Here is a 16,030-nt window from a genome sequence, read left to right as displayed (position 1 = left end):
CTTTATGTGTGCCGATACCGCTGATCATCCGCATCAAAACCTTTCTCCGTCGGAACGCTACGCTGCTTCAAGAAAGCGCGCAGAATTCGCCAAGACCGAGCTGGGAAAATTCTCAGCGGACTTGAAGTTCCCCATGGACGATTTCCAGTTCGAAGCAGCCGAATATTTGGAAGACGGGCATGCAGTTCTTGTTGCCGCTCCAACGGGCGCAGGCAAAACAGTGGTCGCAGAGTTCGCGATTCACCTCGCACTCGCCCAAGGCAAGAAAGCGTTCTACACAACCCCCATCAAGGCGCTCAGTAACCAGAAATACACTGATTTGGTCGCCGTTTACGGGAGCGAAAAGGTCGGTCTCCTAACCGGCGATACAGCTCGTAATCCTCATGCCCAGATCGTCGTGATGACCACCGAAGTCCTGCGCAATATGTTGTACGCAGAATCTGACACCTTGGAAAATCTGGGGTACGTGGTGATGGACGAAGTCCACTACCTGGCAGACCGTCACCGCGGGGCAGTGTGGGAAGAAGTCATCATCCACCTCCCCGAATCAGTGCAGCTGGTTGCCCTGTCGGCAACCGTATCGAACGCTGAAGAGTTCGGAGCATGGTTAGATACCGTGCGAGGTTCTACCACCGTGGTCGTCTCCGAACACCGTCCCGTACCTCTGTGGCAACACGTGATGGTCGGTAAGGACCTTTATGATCTCTTTTCAATGACCGGGGATCAACAGCCAACCACCAAGGTCAATCCTGAGCTGGCCCAACTTGCCGAAGTTGCCCGTAGAGACGCCCAGGTAAACGACTGGGGACGTCCAGGTTCACGTTCTCGAAATCGACAACGAACGCGAGGTGGTCGTCGACAAGGCAACCGCCGTCAATCAGACTTTTCAGCGTCTCGTGGGGCCAACGATCGACCACAATCACAGCACAGGGATATGCGCGTCTCGCGTCCGCAAATGATACGGACCTTATCCCGCGAAGGTCTGCTGCCTTGCATCGGTTTCATTTTCTCTCGAAACGGGTGCGAAGCGGCGGTCGAGCAGTGCTTAAACGCCGGGTTGGATCTCACAACTGACGGCGAAAAACGCCAAATCTTAGAGACGGTTGACCGCGCCGCGACGGTCCTGGCCGAACAGGATCGTGACGCTCTTGGTTTCTGGAATTTCCGAGATAGCTTACGTCGAGGTTTCGCTTCGCATCACGCCGGTTTACTGCCGCTGTTTAAGGAAATTGTTGAAGAGCTCTTTGCAACCGGCCTTGTGAAGGCGGTCTTTGCCACCGAAACACTTGCGCTAGGCATCAACATGCCCGCACGAACTGTCGTCATCGAACGACTCGTGAAGTTCGACGGCGAATCGCACAAAGACATCACACCGGGGGAGTACACGCAACTGACCGGTCGTGCTGGTCGACGTGGTATCGACGTCGAAGGACATGCTGTAGTCATGTGGCAACCGGGCCTCGATCCCTCAGCCGTCGCAGGGCTCGCTGCACGCCGCACCTATCCGCTGAATTCTTCTTTCAAACCTACTTACAACATGGCGGTCAATCTCCTTGCTAGCTTTGGCCGCGAACGGTCGCGCAATATCCTGGAGTCTTCGTTTGCGCAGTTCCAAGCTGATCGGTCTGTCGTTGGCATAGCTCAAGAAGTTCAACGCCAAGAGCGCTCATTATCCGGATATGAAGAAGCCATGGAATGCCACCTGGGGGACTTCACTGAATACGCTCGTCTACGCCAGGAGCTCTCTACCGCCGAGAAAGCTGCTTCTCGCTCACGCAACCGTGTGCGTCGTCGCGCTATTATGGAATCGCTGAATAAACTTGCAGAGGGCGACATAATTGATGTGCAGGGGTCGCGCCAGCTCGGCACTTCGGTGGTTGTTTCAGCAGCAGGCAACCCCACTAATCCACGCGTCGGCGTCGTGACCGCCAAAGGTCAGTTACGTCGGCTCTCTACGGATGAAATGGACGAGCCAGTTGTACCATTTGCAGGCGTTGAGCTTCCACGCAAGTTGCTGACGAAATCGCCAAAACATCGGAAGAACATCGCCGGTTGGATGCACGGAGCCATCAGCCAGCAACTTCCACCGATATCTGATGGCAAGGCGCCCGTGGGATTCCGCTATAAGGATGAGCATGACCTCGGGCGGGTAGAGCAACTCCGCGAAGAACTACACGCTCATCCGTGTCATGGCTGTCCTGAACGTGAGCATCACCAAACATGGGCGAATCGATGGAACAAACTTCGTGCCGAAGCCGATAAGAACATTGCTAAGATCCAGGGTCGCACCAACACGATCGCTCGAACATTCGATCGGATCATCAATTTACTGACCGACTTCGGCTATGTCGAACACGACCAAGTCACGGAACCTGGTCAAAGCCTCCGCCGCGTCTACGGTGATAGAGACCTGCTGGTCTCATTGCTTCTGCAGTCAGGGATGATGGATAACATGGCGCCTGAAGACCTCGCGGGCCTTGCCGCTCTCTTGGTCTTTGAGTCTTCTGCTGAAGCCCAGGTCTTCCAGCCGGCTATGCCAACGCAAATGCTCCAGGGCGCTTTGGATATCGTAGATGAGCACTGGTTCAACCTACAGCAGACGGAACGTCAAGCTGATTTGGTTGTTACAGCTCAACCACATCCAGGGTTGGTCTGGCCTATCGTTCGCTGGGTCCGTGGCCATGAACTCCTGGCATCACTGACCGGTGCCGATATGGCCGCTGGAGATTTCGTACGCTGGGCACGTCAGGTCATGGACCTCCTGGGCCAGCTCGCATCGCTAGACGATACTCACCCGGATCTGGCGCGCCGGTGCCGACGAGCCAGAGACCTCGTCAACCGTGGAATTATCTCCTATTCTTCGACGGTCAAACTCCCAAATGCTACCGACGATATTGACGAGTACAACCCAATTGAACGACTGGATTTGAATCAGTGACTACAAGCCTGCTGTTAACCAACGGTTACATACATTCCGTATCAGAGCCCTATGCTAATGCCCTTCACGCCGATAATGGTGTAGTAGCTTGGTTGGGTTCAGATGAAGCAGGAGAACGGCTTGTAGCAGCTACCGTCACGGGCCCGGTCAACACCAAGGATCTTCGCGGCACACTGATCACCCCCGCTTTTATCGACGGTTTTTCAACAACACCAGTCACACCCGGCGATACTCGAAGTACGTTCAGTTCGACGGTTCCCGGCGCAGAGCGCGTCTATTACGCACCACACGATACCGATCCCAATACTGCCGACGGCGTTTTTGTCGCTGCAGGGCAACTCGAGCAATTACCCAATATCATGCTTGATTTGAAGCCGCCAACACAGCTGTTGATTCAATCTCACAGCCCCGAACATCTCGACCACGTGCTGGATATCCTGGCACAACAAAGCAATGCATCACTCATGCGGAGTCGGCATAGGATCCTAGCCAACCACCCCATGAGCGCTCAACAGATTAGTCAGCTTGTGACGCTACACGCGTCCATTACGATAGTTCCCCGGATTGTAGAGGCCACACCGAAGATCTCTGCGCCGGCCGCTTCCCTCATCGCCGAGGGCGTCCACGTGTCCATGGGAACAGGGGAGTGGACCGGTTCATTATGGGAACTCGTGACCGCGCTGATTGAAAATGACGATATAGATCAACGAATCTCCACACGGGCTGCTTTCAACACCGTATCTCGCGATGCTGTACGGGTTCTCCCAAGCCGTATTGCTCAAGCCAATATGGGAGCCGGGCAGATTGCCGTGGGCTCACCGGCTGATTTTAATGTTTGGCAAGCTGAACAACTTGGTGTCCAAGCGCCCGATGTGAAAGCAGCGCACTGGTCAACCGATAAGCGCGCGGGCACGGCACTATTGCCAATATTGTCTTCAACTGAAGAACCACCCAAATTGCAGTTCACCATCCGCAACGGCCAAATTATCTAACTTCACTCAGGTTCTCTGGCTATAATCGGTGGTTGATCCGGCTCACTTGTCGGACACACATTGTACGAAAAGGACACTTGTGCGCGTATTAACTATTATTCCCACATATAACGAAGCTGAATCATTGCCGGGGACGCTGCAGCGACTACGCGCGGCGGTGCCAGAATCAGACGTATTGGTGGTGGATGATAACTCACCGGACGGCACCGGTCTTTGGGCGGATGCACAAGCTGCCAAAGACGATCAGGTCTTCGTTCTACACCGCGAAATCAAAGACGGCCTAGGTGGCGCCTATATCGCCGGGTTTCGGTGGGGCTTACAGCGCGAGTATGACGTATTAGTTGAAATGGACGCAGACGGCTCACACCAACCAGAACAACTACCGCGGTTATTGCAGGCCGTCGACGAAGCAGATCTCGTCATCGGCTCGCGTCGAGTTCCCGGTGGCAAAATGGTGAACTGGCCATGGTACAGAAAACTGCTGTCCATTGGTGGTTCGCTGTATCCACAAATTCTTTTGGGACTGCGTCTAACGGACATCACCGCCGGTTTCCGTGCCTACCGTGCAACCACCCTGGAAGCTATGGACCTAGAAGCCGTTCAGTCGAAAGGCTACGGCTTCCAAGTAGATATGTCCTTTAGAACCGCCCAGCTGGGTAAGCGCATAGTTGAAGTGCCGATCACCTTTATGGAACGCGAATTCGGTGAATCCAAAATGTCAGGAAACATTATTACCGAAGCATTCACTAACGTGACCCAATGGGGACTTGCAGCAAGAGCCCAAAAGCTCAAACAACGTTTCGGGTGCTAGCAGCAAGCACAAAAGCGGGGTCCGTAACCACTGGTTACGGACCCCGCTTTTCTCGTAATAAATTTTACAACGCCGTTAGGCGTCGACTTCCTCACCACGACGTGCACGCAATTTTTTGAGCTGTCCTTCTAGAGTTTCCTCTAGCTCTTCAATGCTACGACGCTCTAGGAGCATGTCCCAGTGGGTACGCTGCGGTTTAGCCTGATCGAGTACAGGCGTCTCGCCGTCCACACGAAGGGCTTCTTTTCCGGATTTGGTGGTCCAGCTATCGGGCACATCAGCTTCGGCAGCGAAGGTTACGACAACCGATTCGCCATCTTCTGAGCGATACTCAATTTGCTGACGTGGAGCAGGCTCGACGCCTGCTTCGGTTTCCATAGACTGGGCACCGAGACGCATACCGCGCAATGAACGATCAGACATTCAGAAATTCCTCCAAGCAACTTTGCAGACAAGACAGTCTATCTAACTAGGCCTCGCGATGTACAACGCATTACGAGCTACTTTTGTTCCCCGTCATTTGGTCCATCTCGAAAGACGTCCTCTTCAATTTCAGGCTCAGCTAGGGCATCTTCGAGAGAAGTATCTTCTAATTTTGGGGCTTTCGGTGCAACATCAGCGATTTCTGCTGCTGTTGTTGGGCGTTTTGCTCGACGGCTCTTTGGCGCTGGTGGGGGAGCAGGCGCGTCAGACGATGGTCCAGAATCACTAGACCCACCACCGGACGGAGCCGAACCAGCCGGTCCTCCTTCTGGACCGTAAGTTCCGCTAAAACGGTTCAAGGCGTCGGTAACTTCCGACGGGATAATCCACATCTTCGACGACTCAGAGTCGGCAATTTGGGGGAGTACCTGAAGGTATTGGTAGGCCAACAGATCAGCATTCGGCTTACCCTCGTGGATTGCTTCGAATACCGTCACAATGGCTTCTGCTTCAGCGTTTGCTCGCAAAATCGCAGCTTGAGCATCGCCTTCAGCCTCGAGAATTGCGGACTGACGCTGACCTTCAGCCGTCAGGATTTCGGACTGTTTCTGTCCTTCAGCGGTCAAGATCGCGGCGCGACGATCACGTTCCGCTCGCATCTGCTTTTCCATCGAATCCTGGATGGTTCGTGGGGGATCAATAGCTTTGATTTCAACACGGGACACCCGCAGACCCCACTTAGAAGTCGCCTCATCCAAAACACCGCGCAGCTGCGTATTGATGGCGTCACGCGAGGTCAGTGTTTCTTCAAGATTCATGAAACCAACCACGTTACGAATCGTTGTGGTGGTCAAGTTCTCTACAGCTGCAATGTAGTTGGCAATGCCGTAGGTCGCTGCGGTCGGATCGTTGATCTGAAAATACACCACGGTATCGATCGAGACCACGAGGTTGTCTTCGGTAATGACCGGTTGCGGCGGAAAAGTAACTACCTGTTCACGCATGTCGATCAACGGCAGCATCTCATCAACAAAGGGGACCATCATGGTGAGCCCTGCCATTTGCGTACGCTGATACTTACCAAGTCGTTGGATAATACCGCAGTGGCCCTGCGGCACAATTTTGAAGGACTTCGCCAAGATGGCTACCACGAAGATAGCCAACACAACGAAGAGGATAATTAGAAAGATGTCCACGATGTTTTCCTCTATTGATCGTTGATATCGCTTTGTAGAAACTGACTCTACCTACTGAATACCCTGCGCCATACCTACTGGACTACGATTCGAACGATTCAGGGGTCGTTGCCACCCAGACAATGGCTCCTTCAATTTGTTGGATAACCACCGGCGTTTCCATCGGTATCGGTGTTGTGCTGTAGGTCCGGGCCGACCAGATCTCATTACCGATTCGGACTCTGCCTTGACTTGTAGTGACCTCTTCAGTGACGTCGCCTACGCGTCCAACATATCGGTTTACACTCCAGGGAGAGGGGCCGCTGTCATTTTCAGGACGTTTTGTGTCAAAACTTCGTAGCCAGATCAGCGAGGCGATGGATATCACTGTCACGATGATGAACTGCACATAAATTGGTGCTCCCAGTACATCCGCTATAACCGCAGTTAGGGCACCTGCAGAAATGAGGAGGAAGGTCATTTCGCCAGTCATGACTTGCACGCTGATGAGCAATAACATCATAATCAGCCAAAAGGACCAGAAATTCTCTAGGATCCACTCAAGCATCATGGCCTCCCATATGTGTGTTCATGTGTTTAAGGGTACTTGCTAACCTCAACAATGTCGCCAGAATGACCCAAGAGCCAAGATAGGCTTTGCCTAAATATTGTGGAGTAGAGATCCAACGTGAGTCGAATCGACTAGCTTAGCGCCAGAGCTGAGATTTTTCTGGCCACCGCGTAGACTGATTGTATGGCCACAGTATATGTAGTAGAGACTAACCCCACAAAAAAAGAGTTTGTGACCGCATGGTTAGACAAACAATTCTGGGGCGGTTCTGGAGATCCGGAGCTTATCGGCACGTATCGATTTGATGACACAGGTGGCGAAGTTGGTTTCGAAGGCTTCATTCTGAAACGTGAAGACAAGATTTTGCATCTACCGATGACGTACAGGGCAGCGCCTTTAGAAGGTGCAGACGACTATCTCATCGTCAAAATGGACCATCCGGTACTTGGCGATCGGTGGGCCTACGATGCGATGGCAGATCCCGTTGGCATTCATATGCTCAATCAAGCACTCGCCGGTGAGATCCAACAGGCCGATTTTCACTTCTATAATCAAGATGGACAGTATCAAGGAACCGAAGATTCCGATATCAGTATTTATATACGTGGCGAACTTCCAGAAGCTTGGGGGACCGTGTCGGTTCATCACGTATTAGACCATTTGGATCTTGATGGTGGAGAACTCCGCCGGCTTGTCGGCCGTTGGGAGGATGCGTCAGCGACACTTTTCGAACTGACCCCGACGCAGGCCGCTCCAACAGATACTCAACCAATCATTTCTGAGTAATTTCCTCCAGAGATATTCGACGTCAATAAAGCGCCGATAATCTACATTATGTAAAGTTGGCTGTTTTCGGCACCGCCCTACAGGGGATCTCCATCCACCTCGTGCGCCCACTCGCTCCCCATCACACTGTCACATGCGCAGAATACCCTCTGCCTGAGCCGGTGGTCACAGCGACCACAATGGATGCGGCAAAACCGATCACACAAAGACCAACAGTGAGACTCGATATTATCGTTACAGTAAATCATCGAGTCAGAACCTAGAGCCACCTCCGTCAAGGTGTAGCAACATCAAGCGCATGTGACTTCAGACTTTAACGTAGCTTTGCCTCCATGAACTCCCCCAGCTGTTCAGCCAACCAATATGCAACTCGCCGAGATTCATACCAATACCCGGCCTGGAGACGTGACGACACTGCTTGTTGCGAAACGCCGAGGTGTTCGGCAGCGGCTTTTTGGGAGTAGCCAGAATTTACCATCAGACCAGCCTCTTGACCCTCAACGGATCGACGACGCTCAATCGAGCACAAAAGTTGTAAGCCTGCCTCGATCGGCCCCAGTCTTGGCGAGCTTTTCGCGCCTACAAGGGAGTGCCCTTGTAACAGCATGATCTGGACTCCCCCAGACGCTTTTGACGCGTCAAGCGAGTCGAGATCTTGCATCAGCGCCCGCATTGAAGGACCTGATTCACCGTCATGCCAATCGAGCTCACCCACCTGGTCATCAGGGGCCAGTGCAAGATGCACCTCCCATACACCCGAACGCGCCGCGGATAAAATAAACCCAACAACTTCGTCGGCAGATCGAAGCCAACTCTGCACCTGGCGCGACCCGATTGTCTGGAAACTCAACACCGCTCCTCCCCCAGCATCCGGGCGTACAGCCAGTGATTCAGTAAGCTGATCAATTATCTGACCTGCTTCGACGTTGGCAATATTTTTTGTCACGGTTAAAGTCACACAGAACATAACAACAACCTTACGCCCTTGTGCGCCACACCTGTCTCAGCCAGGCGGGGCCGTTGTATACAGCGTCGGCGCAGTTGGCTGTCCTAGACTACGAGTATGTCCACGAACCCACAGACCTCTCCCCCGGCAGCTTCGACATCAACCGCGGCTATAATGCTCCTCATCGATGCTGTGCTCATCGTGATTTTTGCGATTATCGGTGTTTCATCCCACGACGGGGACCTCGGAATCCTCAATATTGCTCGTGTTGCGATCCCGTTTATGCTGCCCTATCTTTTGCTCGCTTTAGCGATAAAACCGGGCCAACTCATCCATAATATTTTCCCGACGGGAATCGCACTGTGGCTCATCACAGTGATCCTAGGACCAGTCCTCCGGGCAATAATGTTCGGCGACTCGTCTGCTATGGCTTTTATCCTTGTCACAGCTGGAGTATTAGGTGTCTTCCTCTTAGGTCGACGCATTATTTCTACACTGGTAAATCGCAGGCAGAAAAACGCCTAAACTAGACCCAAGACATCCCAAGGAGGACCATGGTAACCGCATTCGTTATGATCAGAACCGACACGAACCGCATCCCTGAAATCGCTACCGAACTAGCCGATAAAGAAGGTATCACCCAGGTGTATTCGGTGACTGGAGCCTGGGATTTGATTGCAATGGTTCGGGTACGTGAGTTTGATCAGCTAGAGGATGTTATCTCGGATCGCCTGTCCAAGGTTTCCGGCATCATGGATACCGAGACGCTCCTGGCCTTCCGCGCCTATTCCAAGCACGACCTTGAAGAGGGTTTTGCTCTAGGTTTCTAGTACCCATCAAGTAAACATTCCTGCACATGATGCTGCCTACTTTCTGGTAGGCAGCATTTTAGTGTCAGCAATTCATGACTCGTCTGGACGTGATACTTTCACCCAGTTGTCCAGCACGCGTTGAGCAGCTCCGGAGTCGATTGACTCTTCAGCACGTTCCATGTTGGTTTGAATGCGTTCGAATAGGTGTCCTGTGGTGTCCGCATCATAGGCAGTCAGGCCCGCCGCGGTGTTGAGCAGTACTGCGTCGCGGACTGGGCCGGCTACACCTGCCAACAATTCCCGGACTATGCCTGCGTTGTGTGTGCCGTCTCGACCCGCCAGCGCTTCCACAGAGACAGTTTTGACACCAAAATCTTCAGGGTGGAGTTCGTGCTGCTCCACTTGACCATCGCGCACTTCGAATATCGTCGTTGGTCCCGACGTCGTAATCTTGTCACGGCCGTCTGAACCACGGAATACAAGGCCTCGAACGCCGCGGTCCGCCAGAACGCCAGCCAATAGTGGGGCCATAGCTTCAGAGGCGCAACCAAGTGCCTGCGCCTCGGCCCGAACAGGGTTGGAGAGCGGCCCAAGATAGTTGAACGCTGTAGGTACACCGAGCTGTTTACGCGCCGGCGCGACATAGCGCATTGAAGGATGGTATTCCTGAGCGAATAGGAAGGTGATACCCGCTTCGTCCAGCGACTCTTTAGCTCGCGATTGCGTAAGATTCAAGTCAACGCCCAAAGCTTCGATGACGTCAGCAGCACCTGCCGTTGACGACGAACCACGATTCCCGTGTTTTACAATCCTCGCACCGGCGCCAACTGCAACAAGTGATGACATGGTCGAGAGATTCACCGTGCCGAGACGATCCCCACCGGTGCCGACGATATCAAGAACGTTAGAAGGAAGCTCAACCGACACCGATTCGTCGAGCATCGCGTCTGCCATACCTAACAGTTCATCTACGGTCTCTCCTTTTGTGGAAAGCGCCATCAGAAATCCCGCGATTTGGGCATCCGTAGCAACCCCAGACATCATTTCCTGCATGGCCCACGCGGCTTGTTCCTGCGTCAAATGTTGTTGATTTGAGACTGCAGATAGTACGGTGGGCCAGTTCATGGGTGATGCTTCCTAAGGACTAATTGATTCCTCTTTACAAGGTGTCATCCTATTACCTATCTGGAATCACTTACCCAACATAACTCCGTAAGGCGTAAGCGTCATGACCTGGTAAGCCGACGAAGCCTCGCGAGCTTAACAATTCGGTGTCTTTCTGAACGCAAAGACAAGGCAAAAAGCTGACCTGCAAAGCAACGAAAACTGCGTACTTCCTGGTAATTATGCGGGCCCCTTGGCCCCGCTGTTGCACAAATCACAGCAAAATGACACGCAGCACGCAAGTCTCATTGTGAATCTTGAAGGTTTTCGGGCCATAATAAAGGGGTGACAACATCAACTCAGACTCTCTCGCATAATCCCACCGGCTTCCCTAGTCGGCCCAACTTGAGCGCCGTCGGCACGATGGTTTGGCTGTCGTCGGAAGTTATGTTTTTCGGTGGCCTGTTCGCAATGTACTTCACGCTGCGCTCTACCTCTCCCACCCTGTGGGAAGACAATACGGCGCTGCTTGATCCAGTTTTGGCGACCATTAACACCGTCATCTTGGTGATCAGCTCGTTTACAGCCCAATGGGGTACGCATGCGGCAATCAACCTTCGCCCAAGGCGCACGAGCAACAAGCTGAAGGACTGGGGTGTTGTGGAATGGTTCATCGTTTCCTTCATCTTGGGCTCCATCTTCTTGTCCGTACAGTCCTTCGAGTACGCCACCCTGGTGTCTCATGGGGTGACCGTGGCCTCTAGCGCCTACGGTTCAGCCTTCTACATCACCACCGGATTCCACGCACTGCACGTGCTTGGCGGCCTCATCGCATTCCTGTTCGTTATCGGACGCGCCTACCTTGCTAAGCGTTTTGGAAACCACGAATCCACGATTGCCATTGTCATTTCGTACTACTGGCACTTCGTCGACGTAGTTTGGGTCGCCCTCTGGTTTATCATCTACGTCATTCAGTGACTTGTTCGGTCCGCCGGCTCGACATCCATCGCACCCGAGGTAACCGGAACGGACTTGTCACACCTCATCCGGTTATAAAACACGTAAGGAACACATAAAGTGAAGGCACTCTCACAGAACCGCCGCCACCCCATGGTCGGTGTGGCCCTGCTGTTGCTGGGTCTGTTGCTAACCGGAGGTCTCTACTCGCTTGCCTCCAACATCAACTCCGCATCGGCATACTCCCAGGCTGACTACACCAGCGCTGACAACATCTCTGACGGTGAGACCCTGTTCAACGCGAACTGTGCGTCCTGTCACGGCATTGGCGCAACCGGTGGACCTGCTGGCCCCTCCCTCGTTGGTGTAGGTGCAGCATCGGTTGACTTCCAGGTTGGCACCGGTCGCATGCCACTACAAATGACCGGTCCGCAGGGACAGGAGAAGCAGAACCAATTCAACGAGGAACAGACCATGCAGCTGGCTGCCTACGTTCACTCTTTGGGTACAGGTCCATCCATCCCAGAAGATGAATACCTGGACACTGATCACGCTGATGTAAATCTTGCCCGCGGTGGAGACCTGTTCCGCGTTAACTGCGCCATGTGTCACTCGGCTTCAGCCGGCGGTGGTGCCCTGACTCGCGGTAAATATGCTCCGACTCTGCACGGTGTTGAAGAAGAGCACATGTACGAAGCAATGGTTACTGGCCCACAGAATATGCCAGTCTTCTCAGACTCGAACCTCACACCAGAAGACAAGCGCGACGTCATTGCTTACCTCAAAGAATTTGAAACCCAGGGCCACCCAGGTGGTGCATCCCTCGGTTCATTGGGACCGGTAGCTGAAGGTCTATTTGTTTGGACTGGTGGTCTTGCACTACTTATCGGTTTCATGGTTTGGATGACCACACGGTCTTCCTAGACATTTATCGAATTATTGTCGATTAGAACATCACCAACATCACTCGAGTAAAGGAATCAGATCTATGGGCGAGCAACGCCACGGAGATCCCGGTACACCGGGCACCGTAGAGCGCGCTGGTGACGATTCGGGCAACTTCGCTATTGAAGACCCAGGATTGCCACCTCACCGGCCACGTATCACTGATGAGGATCCACGTGCCGCCAAGCGCGCTGAACGCCAGGTTTCTTTCCTGTTCATCCTGTCCATCATCGGTACCATCATCTTCTTCGTAGGGTACTTCGGTGTCGGACAGCTTCCACTGGACGAAACAGACATGGGCCTCATCCGCCTTCAGAACACTCTGTTAGGTCTTGGTACCGCGTTTGCCATGCTCGGCATCGGTGTCGGCATCGTCCAATGGGGTCGCGCCTTGATGCCGGACCATGAATGGGTTGAAGAACGAGAATCTGTTGCGAACGAAGAGGACCGCTCCGATGCGGTCAACATGATCAACGACATCGTTGATGAGTCGCAGATCAAGCGTCGTCCGTTGTTGCGCAACACTCTCATCGGTGCTCTTGCCATTGCACCACTCCCAGCAGTCGCAATGTTCCGGGACCTGGACAACTCTGGTAATCAGTCCGATGATCCAGCACAGAACTTCGGTGTGGAGCGCATGCGTCACACCATGTGGGATACTGGCACCCGTTTGGTACGAGACGTCACTGGAACGCCCATTAAGGCAGAAGACGTCACCATTGGCTCTGCACTGCACGTTGTCCCAGACGGGCTCCTTGACCTGGAACACGACAAGCTGAACCAGAAGGCAAAGGCAGTAGTCCTGCTCATGCGTCTGAACCCTGAAGACATGCAGATTAGTGATGGCCGTGAAGATTGGCACGTCGACGGTATCGTCGCATACTCCAAGATCTGTACTCACGTTGGCTGCCCAATTGCGCTGTATGAACAGCACACCCACCACTTGCTGTGCCCATGCCACCAGTCAACCTACGACCTCACTCAGGAGTGCAAGGTTGTCTTCGGCCCGGCATCACATCCGCTTCCGCAGCTACCTATCACTGTCGACAATGACGGTTACCTCGTCGCGCAAAGTGACTTCCAGGAACCTGTCGGTCCTGCATATTGGGAACGCGACCCAAGACCAGCTGAGGAGCGTGGTGCATAATGTCCGTCATTCAGGACTATCAAGCTTCTACCCAAACAGGGAAGATCGCTAATTTTGTAGATACCCGCATGGGCGCCTCCAAAATTGTTAAAGAGTTTGGGCGCAAACTGTTCCCAGACCATTGGACCTTCCTTTTTGGTGAAGTAGCACTGTACTCCTTCGTCATTCTTGTTCTGTCCGGAACTTTCTTGACGTTCTTCTTTGACCCATCCATGGCCCATGTGGTCTACGATGGCGCGTACAAACCGCTCTACGGCGTTGAAATGTCAGCGGCATACGCATCTACCTTGGATATCTCATTTGAGATCCGCGGTGGTCTGTTTATGCGCCAGGTACACCACTGGTCAGCTCTCATCTTCGTAGCCGCAGTTTCAGTACATATGCTTCGTGTGTTCTTCACCGGTGCGTTCCGTCGCCCGCGTGAACTCAACTGGGTCGTTGGCTCGGTTCTGCTCATCTTGGCTCTTGCCGCAGGTTTCACCGGCTATTCCTTGCCGGACGATGTGCTCTCCGGTAACGGTCTGCGCATTATCGATGGCGTTATGAAAGCCATACCGGTAGTTGGTACCTACCTGTCATTCTTCTTCTTTGGAGGAGAATTCCCAGGTGACCAGATTATTCCGCGCTTGTACTCACTACACATCATGGTCGTTCCAGCACTGCTCATATTGATGATCGCTGTGCACCTGTTCATGGTCGTTGTACACAAGCACGCCCAATACCCGGGACCTGGCCGCAAACACACCAACGTTGTCGGTTACCCTGTTGGTCCCGTATACGCTGCCAAAGCCGGTGGCTTCTTCTTCATCGTCTTCGGTATCATCGCCTTGATCTCAGGTTTCCTACAGATCAACGCTGTATGGAACTACGGGCCGTATGACCCGTCCCCGGTCTCTGCGGGTACCCAGCCAGACTGGTACATCGGTTGGGTCGACGGTATTCTCCGACTGATGCCCGGTACACTCGGTGACTTCTCCTTCCTATGGCATATTCCAATGCCGTGGGGTTGGAACGCAATACCATTAGGCGTTCTCATTCCGATGATGCCCGCAGGTGCACTCATTGCAGGTATGGTGCTCTGGCCATGGATTGAGCGTGGTATCTCAGGTGACAACCGGGAGCACCACATCTTGGACCGCCCACGCAATGCTCCTGGCCGTACCGCTGCCGGTGTCGCAGCAGTTATTTTCTACTGCGTCATGTGGGCAGCAGCGTCATCAGACTTGATGGCTGTCTACTTTATGTTGTCACTGAATGATGTTGCTTATGCCTTGCGCTTCTTGATCATCGCTGGGCCGATCATCGGCTTCATCGTCACCAAGCGAATCTGCTTGGCTCTGCAGCGTAAGGATCGCGAGATCGCACTTCACGGGCGTGAGACTGGCATCATTGAATGGACTCCTGAGGGCGCAATCCTTGAGCGTCATGAACTGGTGGACCAGTACCGTCTGTACGAACTCGTGGCCTTCGAGTCACAGGAACCTGTTCCAGCCCAGCCCAACAGCAAGGGTCGTGTTGGCATGTGGTCCAAGTTCAAGGCAAGCTGGTCACGCCGTTTCTTTGAAGACCGTGTGGAACCTATCACCGCTCAGGAACTCGCTGAAGCTCAGGCTGAACACGATCAGGATCGTCGTAAGCTTCAAGGCTCAGTCGACACCACCGTACGTGAACTCGATGGTAGACGTGACGACTCCTAGCACATAGGAAAATCGACGATAAGTCTGTCCGGTTGAATCTATTTTCAACCGGACAGATTTTTTAACATCCAACTCCTACTGTTCATAACTCCCCCGCCGTAGCAAGATTTCTCTACGGCCCGTACTTGCGCAGTCAGTTCGCAGCCTGCAGCAGCTACCTGCGAGCCGCAGAATCGTGAAACCCGTTCTGAGCGGTCTTCCCAGCAGTCCTCATTGTTCGTTCGGCTGGGAGCGACTGGTGCCGAGGGGGAAGCCCAGCACTGGACATGGCGGTGCGTTATCAGGATGCGCTAGCTGGAATTAACGGGATTTTCTCCCTAGCCCCCGCTATCGATGTGTTGTAGAACTTTTTGAGATACTAGTGTCCATACTGCGTTGGGCAGTCTAACCTCAGTAGTTGCGTATCTAAGTGCGGTGTAGCAAGAAGTGATCCCTGCGGGTGGTCAAGCTGGAATATTCCTACCGGGCACCTTAGCTCTTGTCACCGGCATTGGCAGGACGCTGACGGGCCTATCAATATTCGTCAAGCGTTACGTGGGGTGCCGATTACCTTGACCTGGGTGCTTCATTCTGAAGGTCCCAAGTTCGGTGGATGATCATCGGTGCGGTCCTCATCAGACTCGCACAATGTCACCTCCGCGCTGTGGCTCCCGCCCCCAGTCAAGCTGTAACTGTGTTCTGTCAATAAGAAGTCGGCCATTAAAGCGATAAGAATCCGGCCATTGT

At 53.4% G+C, this 16,030-nt stretch carries 15 protein-coding genes; 10 read left to right on the top strand and 5 right to left on the bottom strand.

Going from position 1 to position 16,030, the window contains the following annotated elements; all coding sequences use genetic code 11:
* The first annotated feature begins 4 nt into the window (after window positions 1–4).
* The 3 genes from L0H14_RS02195 to L0H14_RS02185 all read left to right on the top strand — a co-directional run bounded on the left by L0H14_RS02195 (window position 5) and on the right by L0H14_RS02185 (window position 4,741).
* Entirely contained in the window at window positions 5–2,938 is a 2,934-nt protein-coding gene (locus L0H14_RS02195; protein WP_301418844.1) for an RNA helicase, read from the top strand.
* Complete coding sequence (locus L0H14_RS02190) at window positions 2,935–3,930, top strand: amidohydrolase family protein (protein WP_301418842.1); 996 nt, start codon at window positions 2,935–2,937, stop codon at window positions 3,928–3,930. The genes L0H14_RS02195 and L0H14_RS02190 overlap by 4 nt, the downstream gene beginning before the upstream one ends.
* Before the next feature lie 79 nt (window positions 3,931–4,009).
* Window positions 4,010–4,741, top strand: a complete 732-nt coding sequence (locus L0H14_RS02185) for a polyprenol monophosphomannose synthase (protein WP_301418840.1) — start codon at window positions 4,010–4,012, stop codon at window positions 4,739–4,741.
* 75 nt (window positions 4,742–4,816) lie between these two features.
* On the opposite strand, the gene L0H14_RS02180 is transcribed toward L0H14_RS02185, so the two are convergent.
* The 3 genes from L0H14_RS02180 to L0H14_RS02170 form a co-directional block, all read right to left on the bottom strand.
* Complete coding sequence (locus tag L0H14_RS02180) at window positions 4,817–5,164, bottom strand: RNA polymerase-binding protein RbpA (protein WP_301418838.1); 348 nt, start codon at window positions 5,162–5,164, stop codon at window positions 4,817–4,819.
* A 77-nt stretch (window positions 5,165–5,241) separates the two neighbouring features.
* Window positions 5,242–6,360 (bottom strand): SPFH domain-containing protein, encoded by a 1,119-nt coding sequence (locus L0H14_RS02175; protein ID WP_301418836.1) that lies wholly within the window; start codon window positions 6,358–6,360, stop codon window positions 5,242–5,244.
* An 82-nt stretch (window positions 6,361–6,442) separates the two neighbouring features.
* On the bottom strand, window positions 6,443–6,910 hold the full coding sequence (locus L0H14_RS02170; protein WP_301418834.1) for an NfeD family protein: 468 nt from the start codon (window positions 6,908–6,910) through the stop codon (window positions 6,443–6,445).
* Between the two features lie 231 nt (window positions 6,911–7,141).
* On the opposite strand from L0H14_RS02170, the gene L0H14_RS02165 reads away from it, so the two are divergent.
* Window positions 7,142–7,696 carry a hypothetical protein gene (locus L0H14_RS02165; RefSeq protein ID WP_301421348.1) on the top strand — a complete coding sequence of 185 codons (555 nt, stop codon included), beginning with the start codon at window positions 7,142–7,144 and terminating at the stop codon, window positions 7,694–7,696.
* Window positions 7,697–8,009: 313 nt separating this feature from the next.
* On the opposite strand, the gene L0H14_RS02160 is transcribed toward L0H14_RS02165, so the two are convergent.
* Window positions 8,010–8,642, bottom strand: coding sequence for a hypothetical protein (locus tag L0H14_RS02160; RefSeq protein ID WP_301418830.1), 633 nt, complete (start codon window positions 8,640–8,642; stop codon window positions 8,010–8,012).
* A gap of 117 nt (window positions 8,643–8,759) precedes the next feature.
* Between L0H14_RS02160 and L0H14_RS02155 the strand changes: the two genes are divergently transcribed.
* Together L0H14_RS02155 and L0H14_RS02150 are read left to right on the top strand one after the other, a co-directional pair.
* The gene (locus tag L0H14_RS02155; protein WP_301418828.1) at window positions 8,760–9,167 is read left to right on the top strand and encodes a DUF3054 domain-containing protein; all 408 of its coding nucleotides are present in this window, start codon (window positions 8,760–8,762) and stop codon (window positions 9,165–9,167) included.
* Window positions 9,168–9,196: 29 nt separating this feature from the next.
* Complete coding sequence (locus tag L0H14_RS02150; RefSeq protein WP_301418826.1) at window positions 9,197–9,472, top strand: Lrp/AsnC family transcriptional regulator; 276 nt, start codon at window positions 9,197–9,199, stop codon at window positions 9,470–9,472.
* Window positions 9,473–9,544: 72 nt separating this feature from the next.
* On the opposite strand, the gene trpD is transcribed toward L0H14_RS02150, so the two are convergent.
* The gene (gene trpD / locus L0H14_RS02145; protein WP_301418824.1) at window positions 9,545–10,579 is read right to left on the bottom strand and encodes an anthranilate phosphoribosyltransferase; all 1,035 of its coding nucleotides are present in this window, start codon (window positions 10,577–10,579) and stop codon (window positions 9,545–9,547) included.
* Window positions 10,580–10,981: 402 nt separating this feature from the next.
* Here trpD and L0H14_RS02140 point away from each other — a divergent pair, with 402 nt between their 5' ends.
* The 4 genes from L0H14_RS02140 (at window position 10,982) to L0H14_RS02125 (ending at window position 15,304) form a co-directional block, all read left to right on the top strand.
* Window positions 10,982–11,536, top strand: coding sequence for a heme-copper oxidase subunit III (locus L0H14_RS02140; RefSeq protein WP_336621694.1), 555 nt, complete (start codon window positions 10,982–10,984; stop codon window positions 11,534–11,536).
* Window positions 11,537–11,635: 99 nt separating this feature from the next.
* Entirely contained in the window at window positions 11,636–12,439 is an 804-nt protein-coding gene (locus L0H14_RS02135; RefSeq protein ID WP_301418820.1) for a c-type cytochrome, read from the top strand.
* Between the two features lie 64 nt (window positions 12,440–12,503).
* On the top strand, window positions 12,504–13,607 hold the full coding sequence (locus L0H14_RS02130; protein ID WP_301418817.1) for a ubiquinol-cytochrome c reductase iron-sulfur subunit: 1,104 nt from the start codon (window positions 12,504–12,506) through the stop codon (window positions 13,605–13,607).
* Window positions 13,607–15,304, top strand: coding sequence for a cytochrome bc complex cytochrome b subunit (locus L0H14_RS02125; protein ID WP_301418815.1), 1,698 nt, complete (start codon window positions 13,607–13,609; stop codon window positions 15,302–15,304). The genes L0H14_RS02130 and L0H14_RS02125 overlap by 1 nt, the downstream gene beginning before the upstream one ends.
* Window positions 15,305–16,030: the final 726 nt, after the last annotated feature.

The organism is Yaniella sp. (assembly GCF_030453185.1).
Taxonomy (GTDB): Bacteria; Actinomycetota; Actinomycetes; order Actinomycetales; family Micrococcaceae; genus Yaniella.
The sequence above is the reverse complement of the archived record's forward strand: the minus strand, read 5'-3'. Positions and strand labels throughout refer to the sequence as shown.